The sequence below is a fragment of the Bradyrhizobium sp. 191 genome (assembly GCF_023100985.1).
GTDB lineage: Bacteria > Pseudomonadota > Alphaproteobacteria > Rhizobiales > Xanthobacteraceae > Bradyrhizobium > Bradyrhizobium diversitatis.
Window position 1 is genome coordinate 596,196 of record NZ_CP064692.1, and the last position, 18,017, is coordinate 614,212.

Below are 18,017 nucleotides of genomic sequence, written 5' to 3' on the forward strand. Positions count from 1 at the left end.
GCATCGATGCCGGTTGCATTACGCCAGGGCGGCTTGCGCTACTACTTCTTCTCGAACGAGGGGCAGCCGCCCGAGCCGGCGCATATTCACGTCAAGGGCGGCGGCCGGGATGCCAAGATCTGGCTCGAACCGGCCGTATCGATCGCCGATAGTTATGGCTTCAATCCGCGGGAACTTTCGAATATCCTGGCGTCGTCGAGGACAACCGCGATCTTCTCCTGAAGGCTTGGCATGACCATTTCGGCAACTAGCGTTCGCTTTGACGAACACACGATGTGGGTCGAACTGTCGGACGGCCGGACGCTCGGAATTCCGTTGGCGTGGTTTCCACGCCTGCTGCACGCAACGCCTGACGAGCGCGACCGAGTCGAGCTGAGCCGCGTCGGGCTGCATTGGGAAGCGCTCGACGAGGATATCTCCATCGCTGGCCTGCTTGCGGGACGTGGGGATGTTACCCGATCGACGGAGCACGCGGCGTAGGCCGAGCGCCGCGCCGAAACGTGGAAACGGTGACAGTGCACTAAATTCGTTCGCTATCGCCGAATCTGGGCTACTTCGGCCGACTTTCGCATGCGCCCCCGATTAGGTGCACACCGCATTCCTCCGAATTGCCCTTGCGGTCGAGCCCTTCCCTCCTAAACTCCACCCAACCGGCATGGGTTCCGACGGGCCCGGTAGAAGCGGAGTCAGATTATGCCCAAACCGGAAAGCTTCCCGATCGAGAAGATCTTCGTTCCCACGAAGCAGAAGGCCATCAAGCCCGAGATCGTCGGGGAGATCGCGGAAAGCATTCTGGAGATCGGACAGCAGGCGCCCATTTCCGTTCGGCGCGACGGAGACCGCCTCGTTCTGGTCGAGGGACTGCATCGGCTCGAAGCCTGCAAGGCGCTCGGCGAGACGACCATTCTCGGTGTCCTGGTCCCGGCCGAGCTTGCTCAACACAGGCCGCAGCTCGCCGACCGACCCGAAGTCGAGGCGGAGCGCATCAAGATGGCGCGATTGAAACAGTTGCGCCTGGAGAAGGAAGCCGCGGAGGCATCGTCGGCTGCCGCGCAGCGCGTCATCGCAACGCAAGCGCCGCGCACCGGTCCGACGAACGGCCTCCGCGACGCTCCGAAGGTATCAGCGGGTCGGATTGCGAAATCGAAGCCCAAATCATTGTCGGACTGGATCACCCAGCAAAAGGGCAGCGGCGGCCGCTATTGATTGTCGGCGCCAGAATTTCGATGCCGGTGCGCCACGGCAATCCCGCAGCGATCAGGATCGGCGACTTCTTGCCGGATGCATCAAACATGCAGCGGCAAAATCTCACCACATGGCCGCCACGCAAGCGACAGCCCACAATCGCGATTTCAGCGCAAACGCGACGGAGGCTCGCGGCTTCATCGATATTCGGGAGCCATTTGCAATGTTGAGTGCGGTGGACAACAAGCCGACGGGAAAATCCGGCCGGCGCGGCGGTAAGAAGAAGTCGGGACAACGGACCGGGGCCGGCGAGCAACGCGCAAGTGCAGCGCATCTATTGTCGGATGCCTCGGCGGAGAACAGGCAAGATTCCGAGCAAAAGCCGGGCCGAGAGATCAGTGGGGAGATACCTTCGGCTGCAGCCTTGCCGGACGAGTCGCCCGGGATGGAGATCGCTGCAAGCCCGCCCGTCGCGCCGGTCGAACCCTTCCAGGCCAGCACGCAGGCAATTGCCGACGCCTATAGCGACTACATCAGGACGTCGCTCGAGCAAGCCTGGAGCTTTCTGGGAAAGCTCGCGGCGGCGCGTTCACCCGTCGAGGCGTTTGAGCTTCAGATGGCGTACGCGAAGCAGGCGAGCGATTCGTTTGTCGCCGAATCCCAGAAGATCACCGAGTTGCATGAACAATTGACCAGACAAAGGGTCATGCATTTTGAGGGGTTCGTGGCCAGGCTCACCCAGACGACGCTCGAAATCCGCGCGATGCGTCACTGACGGCAGTTCCGCGCGCCGGGATGAACGAGGTGGGTTACGCCACGCGAACTGCGCTTTGCGCCGTCGCGGAGCTAACCCACCTTACGCGCTTGAGGACCGCCTGGAGTTCAGTACCCTGACTTCGAGCCGGTGGTCGGCCTCGTGCTCGCGCCGGTGGTCTGTCCTGTGGTTTGTCCTGGAGCGTAGCTCGAGGCACCGGGGCCGGTGCTCTTCGAGGACTTGGCGTGCTTCTTCTTATGCCCAAGAGCATAGCTGGAAGCGCCCGGCTCGCCCTTTTTGGAACCTATTTGCTGCATCTCATGACCTGGCGTCTTGCTGGATACACCCTGAGCAAACACGGCTGGGGCTGTAGCCATGACAACGGCAGCCGAAAGCGCAATGATCATTGCTTTCATGACGTCTTCCTCCCAAGAGCCCCGCAATGCAACGAATGGACCCAACGCCCCGTTCCTCTCGAACGAATTTTCATGAATGTGGGATCTCCCACCAGCGAGAGCCGGCAGGAATGAGCCAACGGTCGGCCCCCAGGATGTGAGGCATAGAGCGGCTTATCCACCGTAGCTCGGCGAGCGAGCGCGGAAGTGATACCCATCGACTGCTGCGCCGAAAGTGAAGGGTCTTGCAAGGCCCCAACCCATCCCGCGGCGCTTGAGTAGCGGAACTTATTCGTCCGCTGTTGCTTTGAAATGTACTGCCTCCGTTACGGGTGGGCAGTGACAAGTTGAGAGGCGAAAATGTTCCTGACGGGACTTGGCGCGCTGCTCATCTTTGGTGGACTCCTGTACATGCTGCGCGCCACGATTTGGCGGGGGCCCCTTAGCGGTCGGGATTCCTCTCGACCGGTTCGCGGCACGCTGGAGCCGCCTCGCCGCGGCCTGGGATTTCTTGGGATCGCATCGAACTGGCCGGGAATCGTTCTGATGGCCGCCGGTGCCGTGCTGATGGCGTCGGGCGCGAACTTTTAGCCCGTAGGGCGAGTTACGCTGTGCCGCAAGCAACACCGATCACGACTGTTCGATCAGGATCGGTGAACCGATGATTACGGTAACAGCTCGTAGGATGGGCAGAGCCCTTGCGAAACCGATCATTCCTCGACGACTATTGATGGGTTCTCGCTTTCGCTCTAACCATCCTACGAGCCACTGCCGTTCCGACGAAGACACCCTTTGCGCCGTCATTCCGGGGCGCGCCCGCTTGGGCGCGAGCCCGAAAATCCATCGGCACGACGAGTGGCGCAATGGATTCCGGGCTCGCGCTTCGCGCGCCCCGGAATGACGGTGGGTTCTGCTGCGCTCCACTTCTTCGTGGTTGCCACCGCATGACGGCCGCAATCCCAGCGATCGCGGCCATCTCTCCCTCACCGATCAACCCAATGCTCTCACGCCGCCTTCGCCTGCTCCGGCGAGGCCGTTTCCATCGCCCGCATGTAGAGGTCGAGCAGGCTTTCGCGCTCGTCGCGCTCGTTCTTGTCTTCCTTGCGCAGCTTGATGATCTCCTTGAGGATCTTCACGTCGAAGCCCTCGCCCTTCGCTTCCGCGAAGACTTCCTTCTTCTGCTCGCTCAACTCCTGCATTTCGCTGTCGAGGTTCTCGATCCGCTCGACGAAGGAACGGATCTTGCCGCCGGGAATGGTGATGTCGGACATGGTGCCTCTTTGCTGACTAAGGTCGTGAAAATGACCGCAAAGAAATGTCCAATGTGTTAACCCTCGCCGTCTTCACGGGACGCGCAAACTTGCCGTGGCGATCTCGACGAACGCTGCCGCGGTTCCATGCACGCCACCAAACTCTCTCCCGAATTCCTACAAATCTCTGCCATCTACCAAAGGTAGATTTCTCCCCTGAAGCGTGGTCAACAACGCGACTTGCAAGAAACTCTGCAGGCGTCAGGCCCGCTTCCGATAATGAAATGGGAGCTACGCCATGCAGCATCTGCCGAACGATACCATCGACGTCACCCTCGACCAGTTTGGTCAGATCGAGACCGTCTACGGAGACCCCGGCTTTCCCGCAGCCAGGGACGTCTGGGGCGGCAACGATACCGTGACGGCCACCGTCACGGAGCTCAATACGCGCCTGACGATCTTCGGCGATGACCACACGATGCTGCTTGATCACTCGCAAGGCGGCAATGACACGCTCATCGCCGACATCGGCGGCGGCTGGAACACCGGCCTCGTGGTCGGCGACACCCAATCGATGATCGACGACGCCAGGGGCGGCAACGACACCATCGTCGCGGATGCCCATGGCACGGTCTACACCACTGTCTCGGCCTTCGGCGATGTCGCGGGCGACATGTCGGGCAATGCGCAGGGCGGCAATGACGACATCACCGGGTCGATCGGGTGGCGCGGTGGCGCCAACCTGTTCGCGGGCGATGCCGGCGGCTCCATGATCGACACCTCGCACGGTGGCAACGACACGCTCGATGTCAGCGTGCTCACCATCGACGGCGCGGCGACGGTCAGCGGCGACGCCATCGGTTCCCTGCGCGGCCTTGCGCAAGGCGGCAACGACAGCTTGACCGTCACGCTGAACGGCGACAGCCCCATATCCGGCGCATCCCTGTCGGGGGATTCGTCGACGTCCCTGATGGATTTTGCCCAGGGCGGCGACGATGTCCTCACCGTCGAGATCGACGGCCAGTACGCGGATGCGATCTCGTCGGTGTTCGGCGACGCGCCGGTCATGGCGGGTCATTCCCAGGGCGGCAACGATATCCTCGACGGCGGCGCCGGCCGGGACTTCATGTATGGCGATGCACGGACCTATGAACCCGCATCGCCCGGCTCGATCACCGGCGGCATCGACACGCTGAACGGCGGAGCCGGCGACGACCAGCTGTGGGGCGGGGGGAACAGCGACCTCTTCGTCTTCAACACCGGTTCCGGCAACGACACGATCAACGACTTCGATCAGGGCAACAGGGCCGTCGGCAGCACCGCGGCGGAGCACGATCTGATCGACGTGCAAGACTACGGCTTTGCCGACTGGGCGGCACTGTCGAGCCTGATCAGCGACAACACCGCCGGCGATGCCGTGATCCACCTGTCGGCCAATGATGCGATCACGCTGGACGGCGTCAAGACGGCGAACCTGCATCCGACCGACTTCATCATCTGAGGAACTGAATCGAAAAGCCGCGATGTCGCTCCGTGGCGCATGGGGCGACATCGGAGATTGCAACGAAATGGGAGTTACGCCATGCAATATCTGCCAAACGACACCATCGACGTCCTGCTCGACCAGTTTGGTCAAATCGAAACCCTCTACGGCGATCCGAATTTCCCGACCGCCACGGATGCCTGGGGCGGCAACGACACCGTGACGGTCACCGTCACCCAGCCTGAAGTGGACGTCACGATCTTCGGCGAGGACAACACGACGCTGCATGGCCACTCCCGCGGCGGCAACGACACCCTGACCGTGACTGGCAGCTACGGCTGGAATGCCTTCCTCGTGGTCGGCGACGCCGGGGCGATGACCGACGACGCCAGGGGCGGCAACGACACGATCAGTGTCGGGGCCGACTCGCTTTACACCGACGTGCATGTTTTCGGGGATGTCGCCGGCGACATGTCCGGCAATTCGCACGGCGGCAGCGACACCATCACGAGCGCGGTGGGCTGGCGAAGCTACGACCACGTGTACGCCGGCGATGCCGGTGGTTCCATGACCGGCACGGCGCAGGGCGGCAATGACACGCTCGCAATCGATGTGGACACCCTGCAGGGCTTTGCGACAGCCAGCGGCGATGCCATCGGCTCCATCGGCGGCGATGCGCATGGCGGCAATGACAACATCACCTTCACCTTAGGCACCGAGGTCGTCATGACCGGCGGATTTGGCTACGGAGATTCGGTGACCTCGCTGACCGACAATGCTCGAGGGGGAGATGACATTCTCACGCTCGAATTCGATGGCATCGACACCATCCAGTTTGCGCACCCGGAGCTCTACGGCGATGCGCGGACCATGTCCGGCAATGCCCAGGGCGGTAACGATATCCTCACCGGCGGGGCAACTTACGATCACCTCTATGGCGATGCCGCGAGCTATGCCCCAGCCACGCCGGGCTCGATCACCGGCGGCAGGGATATCCTCAACGGCGGCGCCGGCGATGACCAGCTTTCCGGCGGCGGCAACAGCGACACCTTCGTCTTCAACACCGGCTCCGGCAACGATCTCGTCACCGACTTCGATCAAGGCAACAAGGCGGTCGGCAGTACCGTGACCGAGCACGACCTGATCAACGTGCAAGACTATGGGTTTGCGGACTGGGCGGCGCTGTCGAAACTGATCAGCGACAACACCGCTGGCGATGCCGTGATTCATCTCTCGGCGAACGACACCATCACGCTCGACGGCGTCCAGGCGGCGAGCTTGCACGCGACCGACTTCCTGATCTGAGCGAGTTGGTCCAAGTAACCGTCTCGCTCCGCCTGCAGCGGGGCGGGACGCGGGCTACACCTTCGCCGCCCCGCAAATCCCCTCAACCCGGGACGTTCGCATAAGGGAAGCGGATTGCCTGCGGAAGCCGCTCTCAAATGCGGGATCTGCGGCCCGCTTCACGTGGTAGACAGCGCCAACCAGGTCCACAGTCTCCGCGATTGCGCGCTCACAGCCCATGCCAACCAAAAGCAAGAGCCTCCTCTCCCGCCTTCGCAGCGTCCGGCGGAGCGCTCGGTGGGTTCGAAGGAGGTTCGCGCGCGCACCGCGGACGGTCAGGATCGGAGGCAGCGTGGCGGTGCTGCTTGCGGCCGTCGCGCTTCTGAACATCGCCTTTCAGTTGATCCGCAAGCCGACTGAGCTGTTCGTCCTCGTCGGCCACGCCCTCGACAAGGAGCCGGCGGAGACTTGGGCGAGCTACGGTCCGCTATTCCGGAAAGCTTCCACCGCGACGATCCCGCCGGAATTGCTGGCCGCGCTGGCGCAGGTCGAGAGCTCGGGCAATCCGGTGGCGCGCACCTATTGGCGCTGGCGATGGAGCTTCAATCCACTGGCGATCTACCGGCCCGCCTCAAGCGCGGTCGGCCTGTTCCAGATGACCGACCCGGCCTTCGCGGAGGCCGCGCGGTTCTGTGTTCGCGGCAACGCGGTCACGCAGACCGGCTGCGGCTTCACCAGCTTCTACATCCGCGCGGTCCCGAGCCACGCCATCGAGCTGGCCTCGGTGTATCTCGACCGCCAAATGGCGCTGGTTCTCTCCCTCGCGGACGATATCAAGGCAAACGCGACGCAGAAGCAGGATCTGGCCGCCTTCATCCATCTCTGCGGCGCAGGCCCCGCCACGGCCTATGCGCGCCGCAAGTTTCAGATGCTCGCCGGCGAGCGCTGCGGCGATCACCTCGTCGCGGGTTACCTCGCCAGGGTCAACGCGATGAAGCGGCAGTTTCTGCGGCTTGCGGCGGAGGGCGGCGATTAGCCGTAGCCCGGATGAGCGAAGCGACATCCGGGGACTTCCGTTGCCGAATCACCCCGGATATCGCTTCGCTCATCCGGGCTACGAGACCACGCGCGTGGCCCGGCTCTACCACCAATACGGCCAGCGCCATCCCTCGTAGCGAACATAGGACGGCACCAGCGGCGGACCGTAGGGATCGACCTTGTCGTCCTCGGGACGATAGCGATAGCGCGGAACGATGTTGTAGTCCCACGGCGTCGGCCGCAGCACCGGCGCCGTGACGATCAGCCGCTCCTGCGGTGCGCGAACCACTTGCTTCCGCGGCTTTGCGTCGGCAGCCGATGTTGCGAGGCTGAGCACCAGGGCCGTTCCGAGCGCATAGGCGACGGTCATCTTTGTCATGCGTTGGTCTCCTTCTCAGCGAGAGTGCAAAAGGATGCCGGGCAAGGCAAGCAAATTTCGCGCGAGTTTTTCTGCGGCCATCCTTCGAGACGCCCGCTTTTGAACGGCATTTCAGCGCGCGCAATGCGAACGGACCGAGACCGGGCGACGGACCGTGACGTCCTACGCCGCATCCACCTCCTCCGGCGCCGGGCCCGCCACGAGCCCGTCGAGGCCGACCATCAAGAGATCGGCGATGTGCATCAGCTGGTACAGTGGAATGTCTACCTCGCCCTGCTCGGCCTGCACCACGAACGCCGGCGTCACGCTGAGGCGCTCGGCGAGCTGGGCTTGCGTGTAGTCGCGCTTTTCGCGCGCCGCCTTGACGCGCGCGCCGATGCCGAGGCGGTGCCGGGCCTGTTCCCCCGCGGTCATCATGGCGGCCTGCTCGTCCACGCTGGCATAGCCGTCCGCAAACGCGCTGCCGATCAGCCGCTCCTTGCGCCAGGCAACGCGGCAGGCCTTGCGCAGGCCGCTCGCGAAAACCAGCGTGAACGCTTCGGCGACCCATAGCGAGGAGTTGAGTTGCAGTCGCGCGCCGGTGCCGGAGACGTCGCGAATCGTACAGGGCACGCTGACGGTGCTGCCGGTGCCGTTGTCGAATTCGACGATGCCGGTGCGCAAGGTGTGATGCCTGACTGCGGCGCGATGATCGCTCATGACAGATCCCGTGATCGTGCGGCGGCGTCGCACGGCGTGTCCGACGCATCCGCAATCACAGCGAGGATACCGCAGAACTTTGGCGCAACTCCTAAACGTCCGGCGGTTCGGCCGGGACTGGATGGCGTGGTAAAGGAATCCCTCCCGGCCTGCGCAAGCTACTCCCGCGCCCGGCGCAGCGCCTGCTCCAGCTTCATCCGCTGCTTGTCCCAGCGGTCCTGCTCGGCCTCGGCGCGTTCGTCGAGCGCGGTCCGCTCGGCTTCGATCTCCTCCGCCCGCGCCTCGTGCTCCCGCCTCGCTTTGTCAAACGCCGCCTGCGCTGTCGCGACAGCCTTCTCCCGGCGCGCGCGTTCCCTGGCGCGGGCGGCCTCCTCTTTCCTTCGCTCGGCTTCGCGCCGCCGTTCCTCCTTCTCGAATGCCGCCGCAGCCTTGCGCGCCGCCTGATCGTCGATCTTGCGGGACGGTTTCCTTGCGGTCCTGGCCGTGCGCTTCCTGGATTTGCTCTTGGGCGACCTCTTGGGCTTGCGTTCGGACTTGCCCTCGCCGAGATCGGTCGGCAGCTCCGCACTCTCGGTGAACGGGCCGTCCGAGCCGACCGGACGTCTGAGCACGACACCCGGCTTCGCCATGGTCGCCGCGACGATGTCGGGGTCGTCGGTCTCCTTCGCCGCGCCCTGATGGAACAGGTTGGAGCTGGCGCCCCAGGCCTGCAGCGCTGCCTTCATCGAGGGCGCGGCGATCGCCTGATCGTAGAACCCGAGCGAGGTCTGGTAGGTCTTCAGCTTCCTCGTCGATTTGCTTTTCGCCTGCTTTGGCATGCCGCCCCGATTCTGGCTTCGCTGTCCCGCTGGCGATCGTAGCCCGGTCGCGAACTACGAACTCCCCAACAACGCGTCATACCCTCTCGCGCTGAACGCCAGCAGACAGAACCCGTGCCCGAACGGATCGGCCAGCATCGCGATCCGGCCATAGGGCGCATCGCGCGCGGGCGCCTCGAGGATCGCACCCGCACTGAGCGCACGCGCGACGGCGGCGTCGACGTCGTCAACGACGACGTCGATATGCATGGGCGTCCAATGCCGCTCGTAGCGGCGGCGGTCGCCGCCGGCGCCGATCGTGCCGGCCTGCTTGGTCAGGAGATACACCGGCGCCGGCCAGCCGTTGAGCTCGACGAAGTCGGCGCCGAAGCGGCGGCCGACCGTCAGGCCGAAGGCTTCGGTGTAGAAGGTCGTGGCTTTGGCGACGTCGGGGACGTCGATGTTGAGAAGGAAGGACATGGCGGGCTCGTCGCGCGTTACGGGCGGAGGCTACGCATCGAGCGCCTGGACGTCGAGGGGACTCCACCGTGACATCATGCACCTGTTTTGCCCGACGGCGCAAACGAAATTCGGTATCGCCGAAGTCAGATCAAATCCCCAGCGATTCCATGGCCATGCCTACTGTGCATGGGGTTGTTTTCGCAAAGATGTGCTTTGGCCGGTCCCTCATTCGCTCTTGAGGCTGAGGATATAGGCCGAGAGCGCATCCGCCTGCTCCGGCGAGATCACCAGGTTCGGCATGTTCCGATGGCTGGTCCGCCAGAACACCTTGAGCGACAGCGCGGTGGTGCCTTGCCGGTCTGCGATGGCCTGGAAGCTCGGCGCTTCGTCGAAGAAATCGGTCATGTGCCGCTCGACCGCGTGACACGACTGGCACCACGCCTGCGCCAGGCGCTGTCCTTCGGCGATCGTGCGCGAGCCGGGCCTTGGGGCCCCCGCGGCGGTGTGGACGACGCTGAAGAGGAACAGCAGCGACAAGGCGATCAGGATGACGATGCCGATGGAGATTCGAACAGTGTGCGACATCGCCAAACCTCACCGCGATTGAATCATCGATCGAACCTAGATTTGCAAGGAAAGGCCGGGTTGATCTGCGTCAAGGGAGGAGCGGATGACCGCTCGTCTTCGCAGACCACCGCGCGCGTCATCAGCACGTCACGAGATCGGTGTGGCCAAATCCCTTGGAATAATCGAGCAGCGAGATCACCGTCGGCGTGAGGCGGATCAGCCGCACCTCGGAAGGCTTTGGCACCGTCAGGCCCAGGGCCTTCTGCTCGGGATAGCGCGCCATCAGCAGCGCGATCGCCTTCTCGGCTTCGGCCAGATCGGTCACGGCCACCGCCCGCGCCGCCATGGACAGGCCGGTGATCTCCATCACTTCCGCCGGGTCGTCGTCGATCGCCAGCGAGACGCGGTCGTCCCGGGACAGGTTCTGCGCCTTCTGGCTGTCGATGCCGCAGAGGAAGTAGATGGTGAAGCCTATGTTGGCGTAGCCGACGGTCGTCACCTGCGGCCAGCCATCCGGGCGAACGGTTGCGATCCGCATCGTGCGGTGCTGGTCCAGCAAGGCCTGGATTTTTGCTCTGAGCGTGTCGTCCATCGCTTCGCCTCCGGTGGTCATTCGGCGAGAGGATACGACCCTAACGCGTAATGCCGTTGACGCAGCTCAATCCCGCGCGGGCGACGTCGGTCGATTGATCATGCCGCTCGCCAGGATCACGGCGACCGCATAGGCTCGGCGCTCATCCGACGATTCAGGAGACATCACCATGAACGGCAACCGCTATTACGGCGTCCGCGTCGAGGGCGCGAAATACGGCGTGGGATTCGGCTCGGCGCTCGCCATCGCGATCTCCTACACCAACAACCATTCGATCCTGTGGGCGATCATCCACGGCATCCTGGGCTGGCTCTACGTGATCTTCGTCGCGCTGTTTCGGTGATATCGCACCGGCAGGCGAGGCCCTGCCGTGCGGCTTGCAGCTTTTCCTTGCTTTCCCGGTTCCCGCCTCTACGGTCGCGCCGCGAACGAACCGTTGAGACGAGACAGACATGACCGACACGATGAAATGCCCGGCCTGCAGCTCCGAGCACGCCTATCAGGACCGCGATCTCTGGGTCTGCCCGGAATGCGGCCATGAATGGAGCGGCACGGCGGAAGCGGCCGCGGACACGGCGCGGGATGCCGGCGTGCGCGATGCCAACGGCAACGTGCTCGCCGACGGCGACAGCGTCATCGTGATCAAGGATCTCAAGATCAAGGGCTCGTCCTCGGTCGTCAAGGGCGGCACCAAGGTGCGCAACATCCGCCTGCAGGACGCCAGCGACGGCCACAACATCGCCTGCAAGATCGACGGCATCGGCGCGATGAATCTGAAATCGGAGTTCGTGCGGAAGGCTTGAGATCCGCTAGCTTTGCCGTTGTGCCAGGTAGAACCCGCACAGCACCGTCACGAGGCCTGCCGTCTGCAACATCGTCGGCGGCTCGCCGAGCAGCAGCCAGCCGGTGAGCAGCGTCAGCGCCGGCACGCAGGCCGGAAACACCGCGGCGCGGGCAACGCCGAGGCGCTGAACCGAGACGGCGTAGAGATAGAGCGCGGCGGGGCCGGCAAGCACGCCCTGCACAAGCGCCTGGATCGCGTTCTCGGTCACGCCGATTGCCGCAATATGGGCGAGGCCGACCGTGGCGACGTAGACCGGCACCAGCAGCAGCGACAGCACGTTGATGACGAGCGCGGCCGGCACGGCCGAGACGCGCCAGCGGCGCAGCATCGCGCCGAAGCCGGCGAACATGAACCCGGCGAGCACGAAGATCAGATCACCCTGAATGCCGTCGGCCCCGATATGGCCGATCGATTCCGCGCCGATCACGCCGAGGCCCCCGACGATAACGAGCGCGCCGGCAAGCCGCGAGGCGGAGATCCGCTCCTTCAGCACGACCGCCGCGAGCAGCAACCCGCCGAGCGTCGCGCAAGAGGGCTGGATCACGCTGCCATGGCCGAGCGGCACGAACAGGAAGCCGCTGTAGGAGATCAGCGACATCACGGGGCCGCCGAGCACCATCAGCACGAGGCCCCTGCTCCAGCCGATGCCGCAGAGATCGGAGATTCCGGCGCGCAACACCAGCGGCAGGAACGCGATCCCCGACCAGACATAGCGATGCACCAGGAGATCGACCGGCGTGAAGCCGATCTTGAGGCCGTGCCGCGTGGCGGCAAAGCCGAGCGCCCAGAACAGCGCCGCGGCAAGGCCGCAGACCACGCCGAGCAGTGCCGGCGCTGCGTCGTTCTTTTGAGTGAGAGCGTCAGCGCCGCTCGTCCGCTGATCCATGGATCAAGCGATATGTCGGCGCGCTACGCCGCTCAACCCACGCGGCTGCAGGGCTGGCACGCAGACATCGCGACGATGCCGCGTAGAACGCAATTGCCGCACGCGCAATGCGCATGCGGCGTCATCATGTCAATGGCCGCACGAGGCGGTGAAATCTCGCTCTGCGCGAGACCCATCTGCCTCAGGCGACCTCAGTCTTAGCGGGCCGCGCCCGTGGTGACGTCCGCGGTCGTCACCTTGCGGGGGCTGAGCACCTTCGCCTGGTGGACCGAGGCGACCGTGGCGGGCGCGGCGACCTGCTGCTCGACATGCGCAGCCCCGAGCACGCGCACCTGCAGCGGCGAAACCGGCAGGCCGTTGGCCTGATAGGTCGGCAGCTCGGCGGCGACGGCGGCGGTGCCGCCCACGATGGTCAGGATGGCGGCGGCGATCGACAAAGTCTTCTTGTTCATGGTGATGCTCCGAGAGTGAAGGTCGGAGCCTATTTAGGCGCGTCTTGCTGCATTGCGACATGTTTTGCTGCATCGCAACAGCGCGCGCGATGCATGGCGATATGCCTAATGCGTACAGGGCGTTGGCCGAATCACGCTGGCCGCGACATGGCCTTCTGCCCCGTGCGGTACTCAGCCACCCAGCACGTTGCCCCAGCCATCGAAGAGATAGGTCTTCCAAGCTACGGTTCCGTCCCCAGCGGGCCTGCTGGCACAGCGATAGTCATCGGCCTGATCGGCGGTCCAGGTGATGATCGTGTCCGAAAGACGATCGTGCAGGATGGCGGGCTCGGTGGGATCGAAGGCGTCCATGGGACGAAGCGTGGGATGCGTCATGGCGCCTCCAACGCAGCAGCGTCCGCAAAGTTGCGGCACGGCCTCAGGCAAAGCACCGCGTGGAACCTCGCGTTGCAACTCGGCAACACCCGCCGCGAAAAGCCCGCAGCCGCCGATTGCGCCATTGCGCCGCCACACCATCCCCCGAACAATCGACGAGCTGCGTTGCCTTTCCGTGCAAGACTGTTTCGTCAACTGTTTGCATCATGACTGTTCGGACAAGATGGTTCGGACGGAACCGTTTGGAGGCAGGGGTCATGAACGATCGGCGGTCTCTTCTAGTGGCGGTGTCGTGTCCCTCGGCCGTTCTCGCCGGCTGGCTGGTGTTGTCTCTCTCCGCCCATGCGCCTGCCCTCATCGAGAACAGCGGTGCCAATGCGGCTGCCGTCTCGCGCGCCAAGGATGTTAGTCGCCTCGACCTCGCCGACGTGCCGCGCGCTGCAACGATCGAGGACGGCATCGCCTTGACCGCCGACATCGCCGCCGCCGTCGCTGCGGCGCCTGCCCCGGCGGCGACCGCGCAGGAAATGCCGGAGGGGCTCGCCTTAGCCATCAAGCTCGCTTCGGCCGACCCGGCACTGATCCTGCCGACAGAGGCGGCGCCCGCGCCGCAGATTTCGCCTGAACCGGTAGCCATCGTCAGCGAGGCTGACCCTGCTCCCGCGCCAGAGCCCGTCAAGCTCGCATCCGCGGATCCCACTGAGATCGTGACGACGGACGCACTGTCGCCTGCGGCAATCGCAAGCGGCCCCGTCACGCCCGCAAGCAAGCCATCTCCGCCGGCCGATACCGTCGCCGTGCTCGACGAATGCTTCGTCATGGAGGCCTGCATCGACCGCTACCTCTGGGCGCTCTATCAGCGCACCGCCAAGGAGGACACTATCAAGGTTCAGGAGCGGCGCGCCGTCACCGTCAAGCGCAAGGGCAAGACGGTCACGGTGATGCGTAGCTTCACGAAGCTGGTCGATCAGGACTTCGGCTGGAAGGATCCGAAGGCGGCCGAGCGCGCCGGCATGTCGATGATGGACTACGTCATCGGCGGCATGGACAAGAGTTTCAAGAAGAAGCTGTTCCGCACGCTGCTCGCAGCCGAAGCCGCCGGCCTGTCGCCGGGCATCACCAGCGCATTCCGCGACGACTATCGCCAGTCGATCGCGAGCGGCCTCAAGGCTGCCTCCGACCGCTCCTATCACGGAGGCAGCACGCGCGGCGGTTATGGCCACGGCATGGCGGCCGACATCGTCAGCACGCAGGGCAACAACCGCGCGCAGCGCTGGGTCTCGACCGAGATCCTGTGGAAGTGGGTTGACGCCAACGGCAAGGCGTTCGGCATCGGCCGCCCCTATCTCGGCCGCGATCCGCCGCATGTCGGCCCGATCGACGGGAAGGAATACATCTCGCGCCGCGGCGTTGCGACCGACAGCAAGGAAGCCGCGAACGTCAAGCCGAAAAAGACGCGGGCCGCCGCCAGCGCCAAGCCGTCCAAGGCGCACGCCGCACGCGAGCAGAAGAGCTCGGCCAAGCAGCAGAAGTCGGCGCAATCGGCCGTCAAGCCCGCGACCTGAACCGTCAATCAGGCGTCAGGCCCGCGCGTCGGCAGCGGCACGAGCCGCATCTCGGCGGAGCCGGCGTCCTGCGTGCGCACCAGCACCGCGAAGATCGCGTCGACCGCAAGCCGTACGGCCGACTCGAGCGCTTCGCCCTTGGCCAGATGCGCCGCGATCAGTCCGGTGAGGAGGTCGCCGGTGCCATAGGGACGGATCGGCAGGCGCGGCGTCGCAAAGCGCGACAATCGCCCGTCGGCGCACAGGATCGTCTCCACCTGCCCCGCCGCCGTGTCAGCGAGCGTGCAGCCGGTGGCGACCACGTCGATGCGGCCCACCCCTGCGAGCGTAGAGCAGGCCGCGCGGAGTCCCTGGGCATCGGCAATGGTGAGACCGGAGAGCAGCTCGAGCTCGAACTGGTTCGGCGTCGTGAGGTTCGCCGCCGGCAGCAACCGGTGCCGAACCACATCCAAGATGCCGTCCGCGACATAGACGCGGCCGTCATCGCCGATCACGGGATCGCAGAGATAGACGAGCTTCGCATTCCGCGTGAGCGCCCGCTCGACGAAATCGGCGACCACGGCAGCATTGCCCGGCGAGCCCAAATAGCCGGTGACGAGCACCGCAGCCTCGTCGACGAGGCCGCGCTCCTCGACGCCCCTCAGGAGATCGGCGACGAGATCGCTCTCCAGCACCCGCCCGCGCAGGCTCGGATAGCGCGGATGGTTTGACAGCAGCGTCGTCGGCACCGCCGCAACGTTCACGCCCTCCGCCTGCATGGCGTAGGCGGCCGCGCTGTTGCCGACATGGCCGTGGACCACCTGGCTCTGAATGGAGATGACGAGCATGAGGAAGGTCCGTAAGGTCAAACGTTGCGCGAGGCAAGCGTTACGGCATCTCGTATCCAAGCCCCTGCCGCAGCGCCTGCATCTTGCGCGCCAGCCGCCGGTGACCCGACTCCTCCGACCGCGCCAATCGATCGGCGACCGCGACATGGTCAGCATCGCTCTTGTGCTGGTTGAGCTTGGCCTGCCCTTCGACCTCATCCACCACGAGATCGACGACGCGGATCGCAGCCAGCATGCTCTCACGCTTGCCCGGCTCCATCTGCGCGAGGTCCCAGGGTTCTTTCGGCAAGCGCGCCTCGGAGATTGCGAGCAGCGCATCGCCGTGCCCGCGGTTCTCGTCGAGCCCGCGCAGATGGGCCACGCCCGACAGGTGCACCGCTTCGTAAAGCCAGGTCGAGACGTTGTCGCGTGAGGCATACCAGTCGTTGGAGACATAGGCATCGTCGCCGGTAACGATCAGCAGAAATCGTCTGCTGCCATCGGCCAGCGCCACAAGCGGATTTTTGGCGGTGAAGTGAATCTGCACGACAGTGTGCCCGCCGCGCTCGGTCAGCACGAATGGCACGTGCGAGGCCCGCGGCCCGCGCTCGTCCGCCACCACGATCACGCCGAAGCCGCGAGATGCGGCAAATTCCAGCGCGCGCTGTGTCTCGATGCGGAACTGGGCGCGGAGAACGTGCATGGCGCGGGGTCTCGATGAATGGATGACGAACGCGGCGAGGCTAACCCATAATCCCCCGAAATCTGAACAACAATCAACCTTCGAACGCTGCTGCCGGCAATCCCTCAGCGCCGCGATTCGGATGACGCTCGATCTGCTCGAAGACCGTCTCAAGCCGGGCGCGATCATCGTCGCCGACGACAGCCCAGACTATCTCTCCCGCATGCGCCAGCCCGGAAGCGGCTATATGTCCACGGCCTTCGCCGAGGACGTCGAGCTTTCGATGCGGATCGATTGAAGCCACGCGCGACCGTCGCTGTATCATGGAGCCGCTGCGCGATTCATCGCGCGGCGGCTTGGTCATCCGGACCGACCGCAGAGCCTTTGCACCACGCTCCAAGCTGTCGCAGGCACGTCACCCCCGCGTGGTATGCGCCGTCATATGTCAGCCATCGTCGGCCTGGTCTCCGCATGAGCTCCGTCTTCAACGCCTATACGGCTCTTGCCCTCGCCATCGTGTTCGAGGTCACCGCGTCGGCGTTCCTGCAGCAGTCCGCGCAATTCACCCGTCCCTGGCCGACGCTGGCGATGGTGCTGTTCTACGTCGCCTCGTTCTACGCGCTGTCGGTGGCGATCCGGGTCATCCCGTTGAGCATCGCCTATGCGATCTGGGGCGGGGTCGGCATCATCCTGACCGCCACCGTCTCCTTCGTGCTGTTCCGCCAGATCCTGGACGCCGCAGCCTTCGTCGGCATCGCGCTGATCGTGTCCGGGGTCGTGGTCATTAACCTGTTCTCGGAGACCACGGTGCGTTGATGCCGGCCCGTTGCCGGCCCGCCTACTGGCTCTGCACCGGCTTGGGCTGACGCGGCGCGGATCGAGGCGGCTTTGCGCCAGGCTTGGCCGCGCCCCGGGGCGGCGATTCATCGACCGACACGAGGTAGGCGGCGAGTGCCCTGGCCGAGTCGGTGCTGGTTGAGTAATGGTCCTTCAGGAACCAGGACAGCGTCAGGCTGAAGCGGCCCTTGGCGAGACCGCGCGGACTGCGATGGCAGGTCGCGCAGCCGTCGGCAAAGAGCTTCGCGGGCGATTTGCCCGCGTCGAGATTTTGCGCGGCCGCACCCGTCACCGTCAGCACGGTGGCGGCTGCGACAGTCATCAGGGGCATAGTCGGGCCGCGCCAAGGTCGAAACAACGACGTTAAACTGTCGTCCCCTCGCCCCGTCTCGCGATCACGCAGCCGACTGCTGATCGAATTCGGGCGGCGCGTAGGCCTTGCCGTCCTGGTCGGTGATGACGACCCGCCATCCCTCGCTCGCCCACACCTTTGCCTTCGCCACGATGACCAACCGGCTCTCGCGGGCGAAGCTGTACTTCTCGTTGTCGCGTTCTGCGACCATTTTGTAGGCCAATTCGCATCCCCTAGCGTCGCCCTGCACCCAGCCTTCTCGTGACAGCGGGTTTTGGCGGCAATTCGCCGGGAGCGTGGCAATTTGATGCCATCCGCAGGCGGTATGGGCAC

At 64.8% G+C, this 18,017-nt stretch carries 27 protein-coding genes and 1 pseudogene; 13 read left to right on the forward strand and 15 right to left on the reverse strand.

The genetic code is table 11. The annotated features are described in order from the left end of the window. The first annotated feature begins 6 nt into the window (after nt 1-6). From IVB23_RS02730 to IVB23_RS02745, 4 genes are all read left to right on the forward strand, one after another. The gene (locus IVB23_RS02730) at nt 7-222 is read left to right on the forward strand and encodes a DUF4160 domain-containing protein (RefSeq protein ID WP_246515699.1); all 216 of its coding nucleotides are present in this window, start codon (nt 7-9) and stop codon (nt 220-222) included. A gap of 9 nt (nt 223-231) precedes the next feature. Beyond that, the gene (locus tag IVB23_RS02735) at nt 232-480 is read left to right on the forward strand and encodes a DUF2442 domain-containing protein (RefSeq protein ID WP_061876581.1); all 249 of its coding nucleotides are present in this window, start codon (nt 232-234) and stop codon (nt 478-480) included. Nucleotides 481-693: 213 nt separating this feature from the next. Further along, nucleotides 694-1,206, forward strand: coding sequence for a ParB N-terminal domain-containing protein (locus IVB23_RS02740; protein WP_247802406.1), 513 nt, complete (start codon nt 694-696; stop codon nt 1,204-1,206). Nucleotides 1,207-1,315: 109 nt separating this feature from the next. After that, nucleotides 1,316-1,960, forward strand: a complete 645-nt coding sequence (locus IVB23_RS02745) for a phasin family protein (RefSeq protein ID WP_197967930.1) — start codon at nt 1,316-1,318, stop codon at nt 1,958-1,960. A gap of 107 nt (nt 1,961-2,067) precedes the next feature. Here the strand turns inward: IVB23_RS02745 and IVB23_RS02750 are convergent, their stop codons facing one another. Beyond that, complete coding sequence (locus tag IVB23_RS02750) at nt 2,068-2,355, reverse strand: hypothetical protein (protein ID WP_247802407.1); 288 nt, start codon at nt 2,353-2,355, stop codon at nt 2,068-2,070. A 339-nt stretch (nt 2,356-2,694) separates the two neighbouring features. Between IVB23_RS02750 and IVB23_RS02755 the strand changes: the two genes are divergently transcribed. Continuing rightward, nucleotides 2,695-2,925 carry a hypothetical protein gene (locus tag IVB23_RS02755; RefSeq protein WP_061876578.1) on the forward strand — a complete coding sequence of 77 codons (231 nt, stop codon included), beginning with the start codon at nt 2,695-2,697 and terminating at the stop codon, nt 2,923-2,925. 413 nt (nt 2,926-3,338) lie between these two features. Here IVB23_RS02755 and IVB23_RS02760 read toward each other — a convergent pair whose 3' ends face one another. After that, complete coding sequence (locus IVB23_RS02760; RefSeq protein WP_025575662.1) at nt 3,339-3,605, reverse strand: DUF2312 domain-containing protein; 267 nt, start codon at nt 3,603-3,605, stop codon at nt 3,339-3,341. Between the two features lie 277 nt (nt 3,606-3,882). Here IVB23_RS02760 and IVB23_RS02765 point away from each other — a divergent pair, with 277 nt between their 5' ends. The 3 genes from IVB23_RS02765 to IVB23_RS02775 all read left to right on the forward strand — a co-directional run bounded on the left by IVB23_RS02765 (nt 3,883) and on the right by IVB23_RS02775 (nt 7,387). Next, on the forward strand, nt 3,883-5,085 hold the full coding sequence (locus IVB23_RS02765) for a hypothetical protein (RefSeq protein WP_247802408.1): 1,203 nt from the start codon (nt 3,883-3,885) through the stop codon (nt 5,083-5,085). Between the two features lie 81 nt (nt 5,086-5,166). Next, nucleotides 5,167-6,372 carry a hypothetical protein gene (locus IVB23_RS02770; RefSeq protein WP_247802409.1) on the forward strand — a complete coding sequence of 402 codons (1,206 nt, stop codon included), beginning with the start codon at nt 5,167-5,169 and terminating at the stop codon, nt 6,370-6,372. Nucleotides 6,373-6,589: 217 nt separating this feature from the next. Beyond that, a complete protein-coding gene (locus tag IVB23_RS02775; RefSeq protein ID WP_247802410.1) occupies nt 6,590-7,387 on the forward strand; it encodes a transglycosylase SLT domain-containing protein in 798 nt (265 codons plus the stop codon). A 105-nt stretch (nt 7,388-7,492) separates the two neighbouring features. Here IVB23_RS02775 and IVB23_RS02780 read toward each other — a convergent pair whose 3' ends face one another. From IVB23_RS02780 to IVB23_RS02805, 6 genes are all read right to left on the reverse strand, one after another. Then, nucleotides 7,493-7,768, reverse strand: a complete 276-nt coding sequence (locus tag IVB23_RS02780; protein WP_061876575.1) for a hypothetical protein — start codon at nt 7,766-7,768, stop codon at nt 7,493-7,495. A gap of 162 nt (nt 7,769-7,930) precedes the next feature. After that, nucleotides 7,931-8,467 carry a helix-turn-helix domain-containing protein gene (locus IVB23_RS02785; RefSeq protein ID WP_247802411.1) on the reverse strand — a complete coding sequence of 179 codons (537 nt, stop codon included), beginning with the start codon at nt 8,465-8,467 and terminating at the stop codon, nt 7,931-7,933. A 158-nt stretch (nt 8,468-8,625) separates the two neighbouring features. After that, nucleotides 8,626-9,285: a cell envelope biogenesis protein TolA gene (locus IVB23_RS02790; RefSeq protein ID WP_247802412.1), complete on the reverse strand. Its 660-nt coding sequence runs from the start codon at nt 9,283-9,285 to the stop codon at nt 8,626-8,628. Between the two features lie 54 nt (nt 9,286-9,339). After that, entirely contained in the window at nt 9,340-9,744 is a 405-nt protein-coding gene (locus tag IVB23_RS02795) for a VOC family protein (protein WP_197967923.1), read from the reverse strand. Nucleotides 9,745-9,951: 207 nt separating this feature from the next. Continuing rightward, complete coding sequence (locus tag IVB23_RS02800; protein ID WP_247802413.1) at nt 9,952-10,311, reverse strand: cytochrome c; 360 nt, start codon at nt 10,309-10,311, stop codon at nt 9,952-9,954. A gap of 121 nt (nt 10,312-10,432) precedes the next feature. Further along, complete coding sequence (locus IVB23_RS02805) at nt 10,433-10,885, reverse strand: pyridoxamine 5'-phosphate oxidase family protein (protein ID WP_247802414.1); 453 nt, start codon at nt 10,883-10,885, stop codon at nt 10,433-10,435. Between the two features lie 169 nt (nt 10,886-11,054). On the opposite strand from IVB23_RS02805, the gene IVB23_RS02810 reads away from it, so the two are divergent. Both IVB23_RS02810 and IVB23_RS02815 read left to right on the forward strand, forming a co-directional pair. Then, nucleotides 11,055-11,228 (forward strand): hypothetical protein, encoded by a 174-nt coding sequence (locus tag IVB23_RS02810; RefSeq protein ID WP_018644642.1) that lies wholly within the window; start codon nt 11,055-11,057, stop codon nt 11,226-11,228. Nucleotides 11,229-11,337: 109 nt separating this feature from the next. Further along, nucleotides 11,338-11,688 carry a zinc ribbon domain-containing protein YjdM gene (locus IVB23_RS02815; protein ID WP_247802415.1) on the forward strand — a complete coding sequence of 117 codons (351 nt, stop codon included), beginning with the start codon at nt 11,338-11,340 and terminating at the stop codon, nt 11,686-11,688. Nucleotides 11,689-11,694: 6 nt separating this feature from the next. Here IVB23_RS02815 and IVB23_RS02820 read toward each other — a convergent pair whose 3' ends face one another. The 3 genes from IVB23_RS02820 to IVB23_RS02830 form a co-directional block, all read right to left on the reverse strand. Continuing rightward, a complete protein-coding gene (locus IVB23_RS02820; RefSeq protein WP_061876570.1) occupies nt 11,695-12,615 on the reverse strand; it encodes a DMT family transporter in 921 nt (306 codons plus the stop codon). Nucleotides 12,616-12,812: 197 nt separating this feature from the next. Next, on the reverse strand, nt 12,813-13,067 hold the full coding sequence (locus IVB23_RS02825) for a hypothetical protein (RefSeq protein WP_247802416.1): 255 nt from the start codon (nt 13,065-13,067) through the stop codon (nt 12,813-12,815). A gap of 171 nt (nt 13,068-13,238) precedes the next feature. After that, complete coding sequence (locus IVB23_RS02830) at nt 13,239-13,442, reverse strand: hypothetical protein (protein ID WP_247802417.1); 204 nt, start codon at nt 13,440-13,442, stop codon at nt 13,239-13,241. Nucleotides 13,443-13,699: 257 nt separating this feature from the next. Here IVB23_RS02830 and IVB23_RS02835 point away from each other — a divergent pair, with 257 nt between their 5' ends. Then, nucleotides 13,700-15,007 (forward strand): hypothetical protein, encoded by a 1,308-nt coding sequence (locus IVB23_RS02835; protein WP_247802418.1) that lies wholly within the window; start codon nt 13,700-13,702, stop codon nt 15,005-15,007. An 8-nt stretch (nt 15,008-15,015) separates the two neighbouring features. On the opposite strand, the gene pdxY is transcribed toward IVB23_RS02835, so the two are convergent. Together pdxY and IVB23_RS02845 are read right to left on the reverse strand one after the other, a co-directional pair. Next, nucleotides 15,016-15,834, reverse strand: a complete 819-nt coding sequence (gene pdxY, locus IVB23_RS02840; RefSeq protein WP_247802419.1) for a pyridoxal kinase — start codon at nt 15,832-15,834, stop codon at nt 15,016-15,018. Nucleotides 15,835-15,874: 40 nt separating this feature from the next. Next, nucleotides 15,875-16,516: an FMN-binding negative transcriptional regulator gene (locus IVB23_RS02845; RefSeq protein ID WP_197967916.1), complete on the reverse strand. Its 642-nt coding sequence runs from the start codon at nt 16,514-16,516 to the stop codon at nt 15,875-15,877. A 127-nt stretch (nt 16,517-16,643) separates the two neighbouring features. On the opposite strand from IVB23_RS02845, the pseudogene IVB23_RS02850 reads away from it, so the two are divergent. Together IVB23_RS02850 and IVB23_RS02855 are read left to right on the forward strand one after the other, a co-directional pair. Then, a pseudogene (locus tag IVB23_RS02850) lies at nt 16,644-16,793 on the forward strand (O-methyltransferase); the annotation flags it as partial. 173 nt (nt 16,794-16,966) lie between these two features. Further along, complete coding sequence (locus tag IVB23_RS02855) at nt 16,967-17,311, forward strand: multidrug efflux SMR transporter (protein WP_028179789.1); 345 nt, start codon at nt 16,967-16,969, stop codon at nt 17,309-17,311. A gap of 22 nt (nt 17,312-17,333) precedes the next feature. Here IVB23_RS02855 and IVB23_RS02860 read toward each other — a convergent pair whose 3' ends face one another. Both IVB23_RS02860 and IVB23_RS02865 read right to left on the reverse strand, forming a co-directional pair. Then, a complete protein-coding gene (locus IVB23_RS02860) occupies nt 17,334-17,654 on the reverse strand; it encodes a hypothetical protein (protein ID WP_061876628.1) in 321 nt (106 codons plus the stop codon). A 73-nt stretch (nt 17,655-17,727) separates the two neighbouring features. Further along, nucleotides 17,728-17,934, reverse strand: coding sequence for a hypothetical protein (locus IVB23_RS02865; RefSeq protein WP_028179791.1), 207 nt, complete (start codon nt 17,932-17,934; stop codon nt 17,728-17,730). Nucleotides 17,935-18,017 lie beyond the last annotated feature (83 nt).

Excerpts from the sequence above, each read along its gene's own strand:
- IVB23_RS02755 (WP_061876578.1), top strand. The coding sequence starts at position 2,695 with ATGTTCCTGACGGGACTTGGCGCGCTGCTCATCTTTGGTGGACTCCTG.
- IVB23_RS02785 (WP_247802411.1), bottom strand. The coding sequence starts at position 8,467 with ATGAGCGATCATCGCGCCGCAGTCAGGCATCACACCTTGCGCACCGGC.
- IVB23_RS02740 (WP_247802406.1), top strand. The coding sequence starts at position 694 with ATGCCCAAACCGGAAAGCTTCCCGATCGAGAAGATCTTCGTTCCCACG.
- IVB23_RS02795 (WP_197967923.1), bottom strand. The coding sequence starts at position 9,744 with ATGTCCTTCCTTCTCAACATCGACGTCCCCGACGTCGCCAAAGCCACG.
- pdxY (WP_247802419.1), bottom strand. The coding sequence starts at position 15,834 with ATGCTCGTCATCTCCATTCAGAGCCAGGTGGTCCACGGCCATGTCGGC.
- IVB23_RS02825 (WP_247802416.1), bottom strand. The coding sequence starts at position 13,067 with ATGAACAAGAAGACTTTGTCGATCGCCGCCGCCATCCTGACCATCGTG.
- IVB23_RS02815 (WP_247802415.1), top strand. The coding sequence starts at position 11,338 with ATGACCGACACGATGAAATGCCCGGCCTGCAGCTCCGAGCACGCCTAT.
- IVB23_RS02770 (WP_247802409.1), top strand. The coding sequence starts at position 5,167 with ATGCAATATCTGCCAAACGACACCATCGACGTCCTGCTCGACCAGTTT.
- IVB23_RS02805 (WP_247802414.1), bottom strand. The coding sequence starts at position 10,885 with ATGGACGACACGCTCAGAGCAAAAATCCAGGCCTTGCTGGACCAGCAC.
- IVB23_RS02830 (WP_247802417.1), bottom strand. The coding sequence starts at position 13,442 with ATGACGCATCCCACGCTTCGTCCCATGGACGCCTTCGATCCCACCGAG.
- IVB23_RS02845 (WP_197967916.1), bottom strand. The coding sequence starts at position 16,516 with ATGCACGTTCTCCGCGCCCAGTTCCGCATCGAGACACAGCGCGCGCTG.
- IVB23_RS02790 (WP_247802412.1), bottom strand. The coding sequence starts at position 9,285 with ATGCCAAAGCAGGCGAAAAGCAAATCGACGAGGAAGCTGAAGACCTAC.
- IVB23_RS02835 (WP_247802418.1), top strand. The coding sequence starts at position 13,700 with ATGAACGATCGGCGGTCTCTTCTAGTGGCGGTGTCGTGTCCCTCGGCC.
- IVB23_RS02760 (WP_025575662.1), bottom strand. The coding sequence starts at position 3,605 with ATGTCCGACATCACCATTCCCGGCGGCAAGATCCGTTCCTTCGTCGAG.
- IVB23_RS02730 (WP_246515699.1), top strand. The coding sequence starts at position 7 with ATGCCGGTTGCATTACGCCAGGGCGGCTTGCGCTACTACTTCTTCTCG.
- IVB23_RS02780 (WP_061876575.1), bottom strand. The coding sequence starts at position 7,768 with ATGACAAAGATGACCGTCGCCTATGCGCTCGGAACGGCCCTGGTGCTC.
- IVB23_RS02800 (WP_247802413.1), bottom strand. The coding sequence starts at position 10,311 with ATGTCGCACACTGTTCGAATCTCCATCGGCATCGTCATCCTGATCGCC.
- IVB23_RS02810 (WP_018644642.1), top strand. The coding sequence starts at position 11,055 with ATGAACGGCAACCGCTATTACGGCGTCCGCGTCGAGGGCGCGAAATAC.
- IVB23_RS02750 (WP_247802407.1), bottom strand. The coding sequence starts at position 2,355 with ATGAAAGCAATGATCATTGCGCTTTCGGCTGCCGTTGTCATGGCTACA.
- IVB23_RS02860 (WP_061876628.1), bottom strand. The coding sequence starts at position 17,654 with ATGACTGTCGCAGCCGCCACCGTGCTGACGGTGACGGGTGCGGCCGCG.
- IVB23_RS02745 (WP_197967930.1), top strand. The coding sequence starts at position 1,316 with ATGGCCGCCACGCAAGCGACAGCCCACAATCGCGATTTCAGCGCAAAC.
- IVB23_RS02765 (WP_247802408.1), top strand. The coding sequence starts at position 3,883 with ATGCAGCATCTGCCGAACGATACCATCGACGTCACCCTCGACCAGTTT.
- IVB23_RS02735 (WP_061876581.1), top strand. The coding sequence starts at position 232 with ATGACCATTTCGGCAACTAGCGTTCGCTTTGACGAACACACGATGTGG.
- IVB23_RS02820 (WP_061876570.1), bottom strand. The coding sequence starts at position 12,615 with ATGGATCAGCGGACGAGCGGCGCTGACGCTCTCACTCAAAAGAACGAC.
- IVB23_RS02775 (WP_247802410.1), top strand. The coding sequence starts at position 6,590 with ATGCCAACCAAAAGCAAGAGCCTCCTCTCCCGCCTTCGCAGCGTCCGG.
- IVB23_RS02855 (WP_028179789.1), top strand. The coding sequence starts at position 16,967 with ATGAGCTCCGTCTTCAACGCCTATACGGCTCTTGCCCTCGCCATCGTG.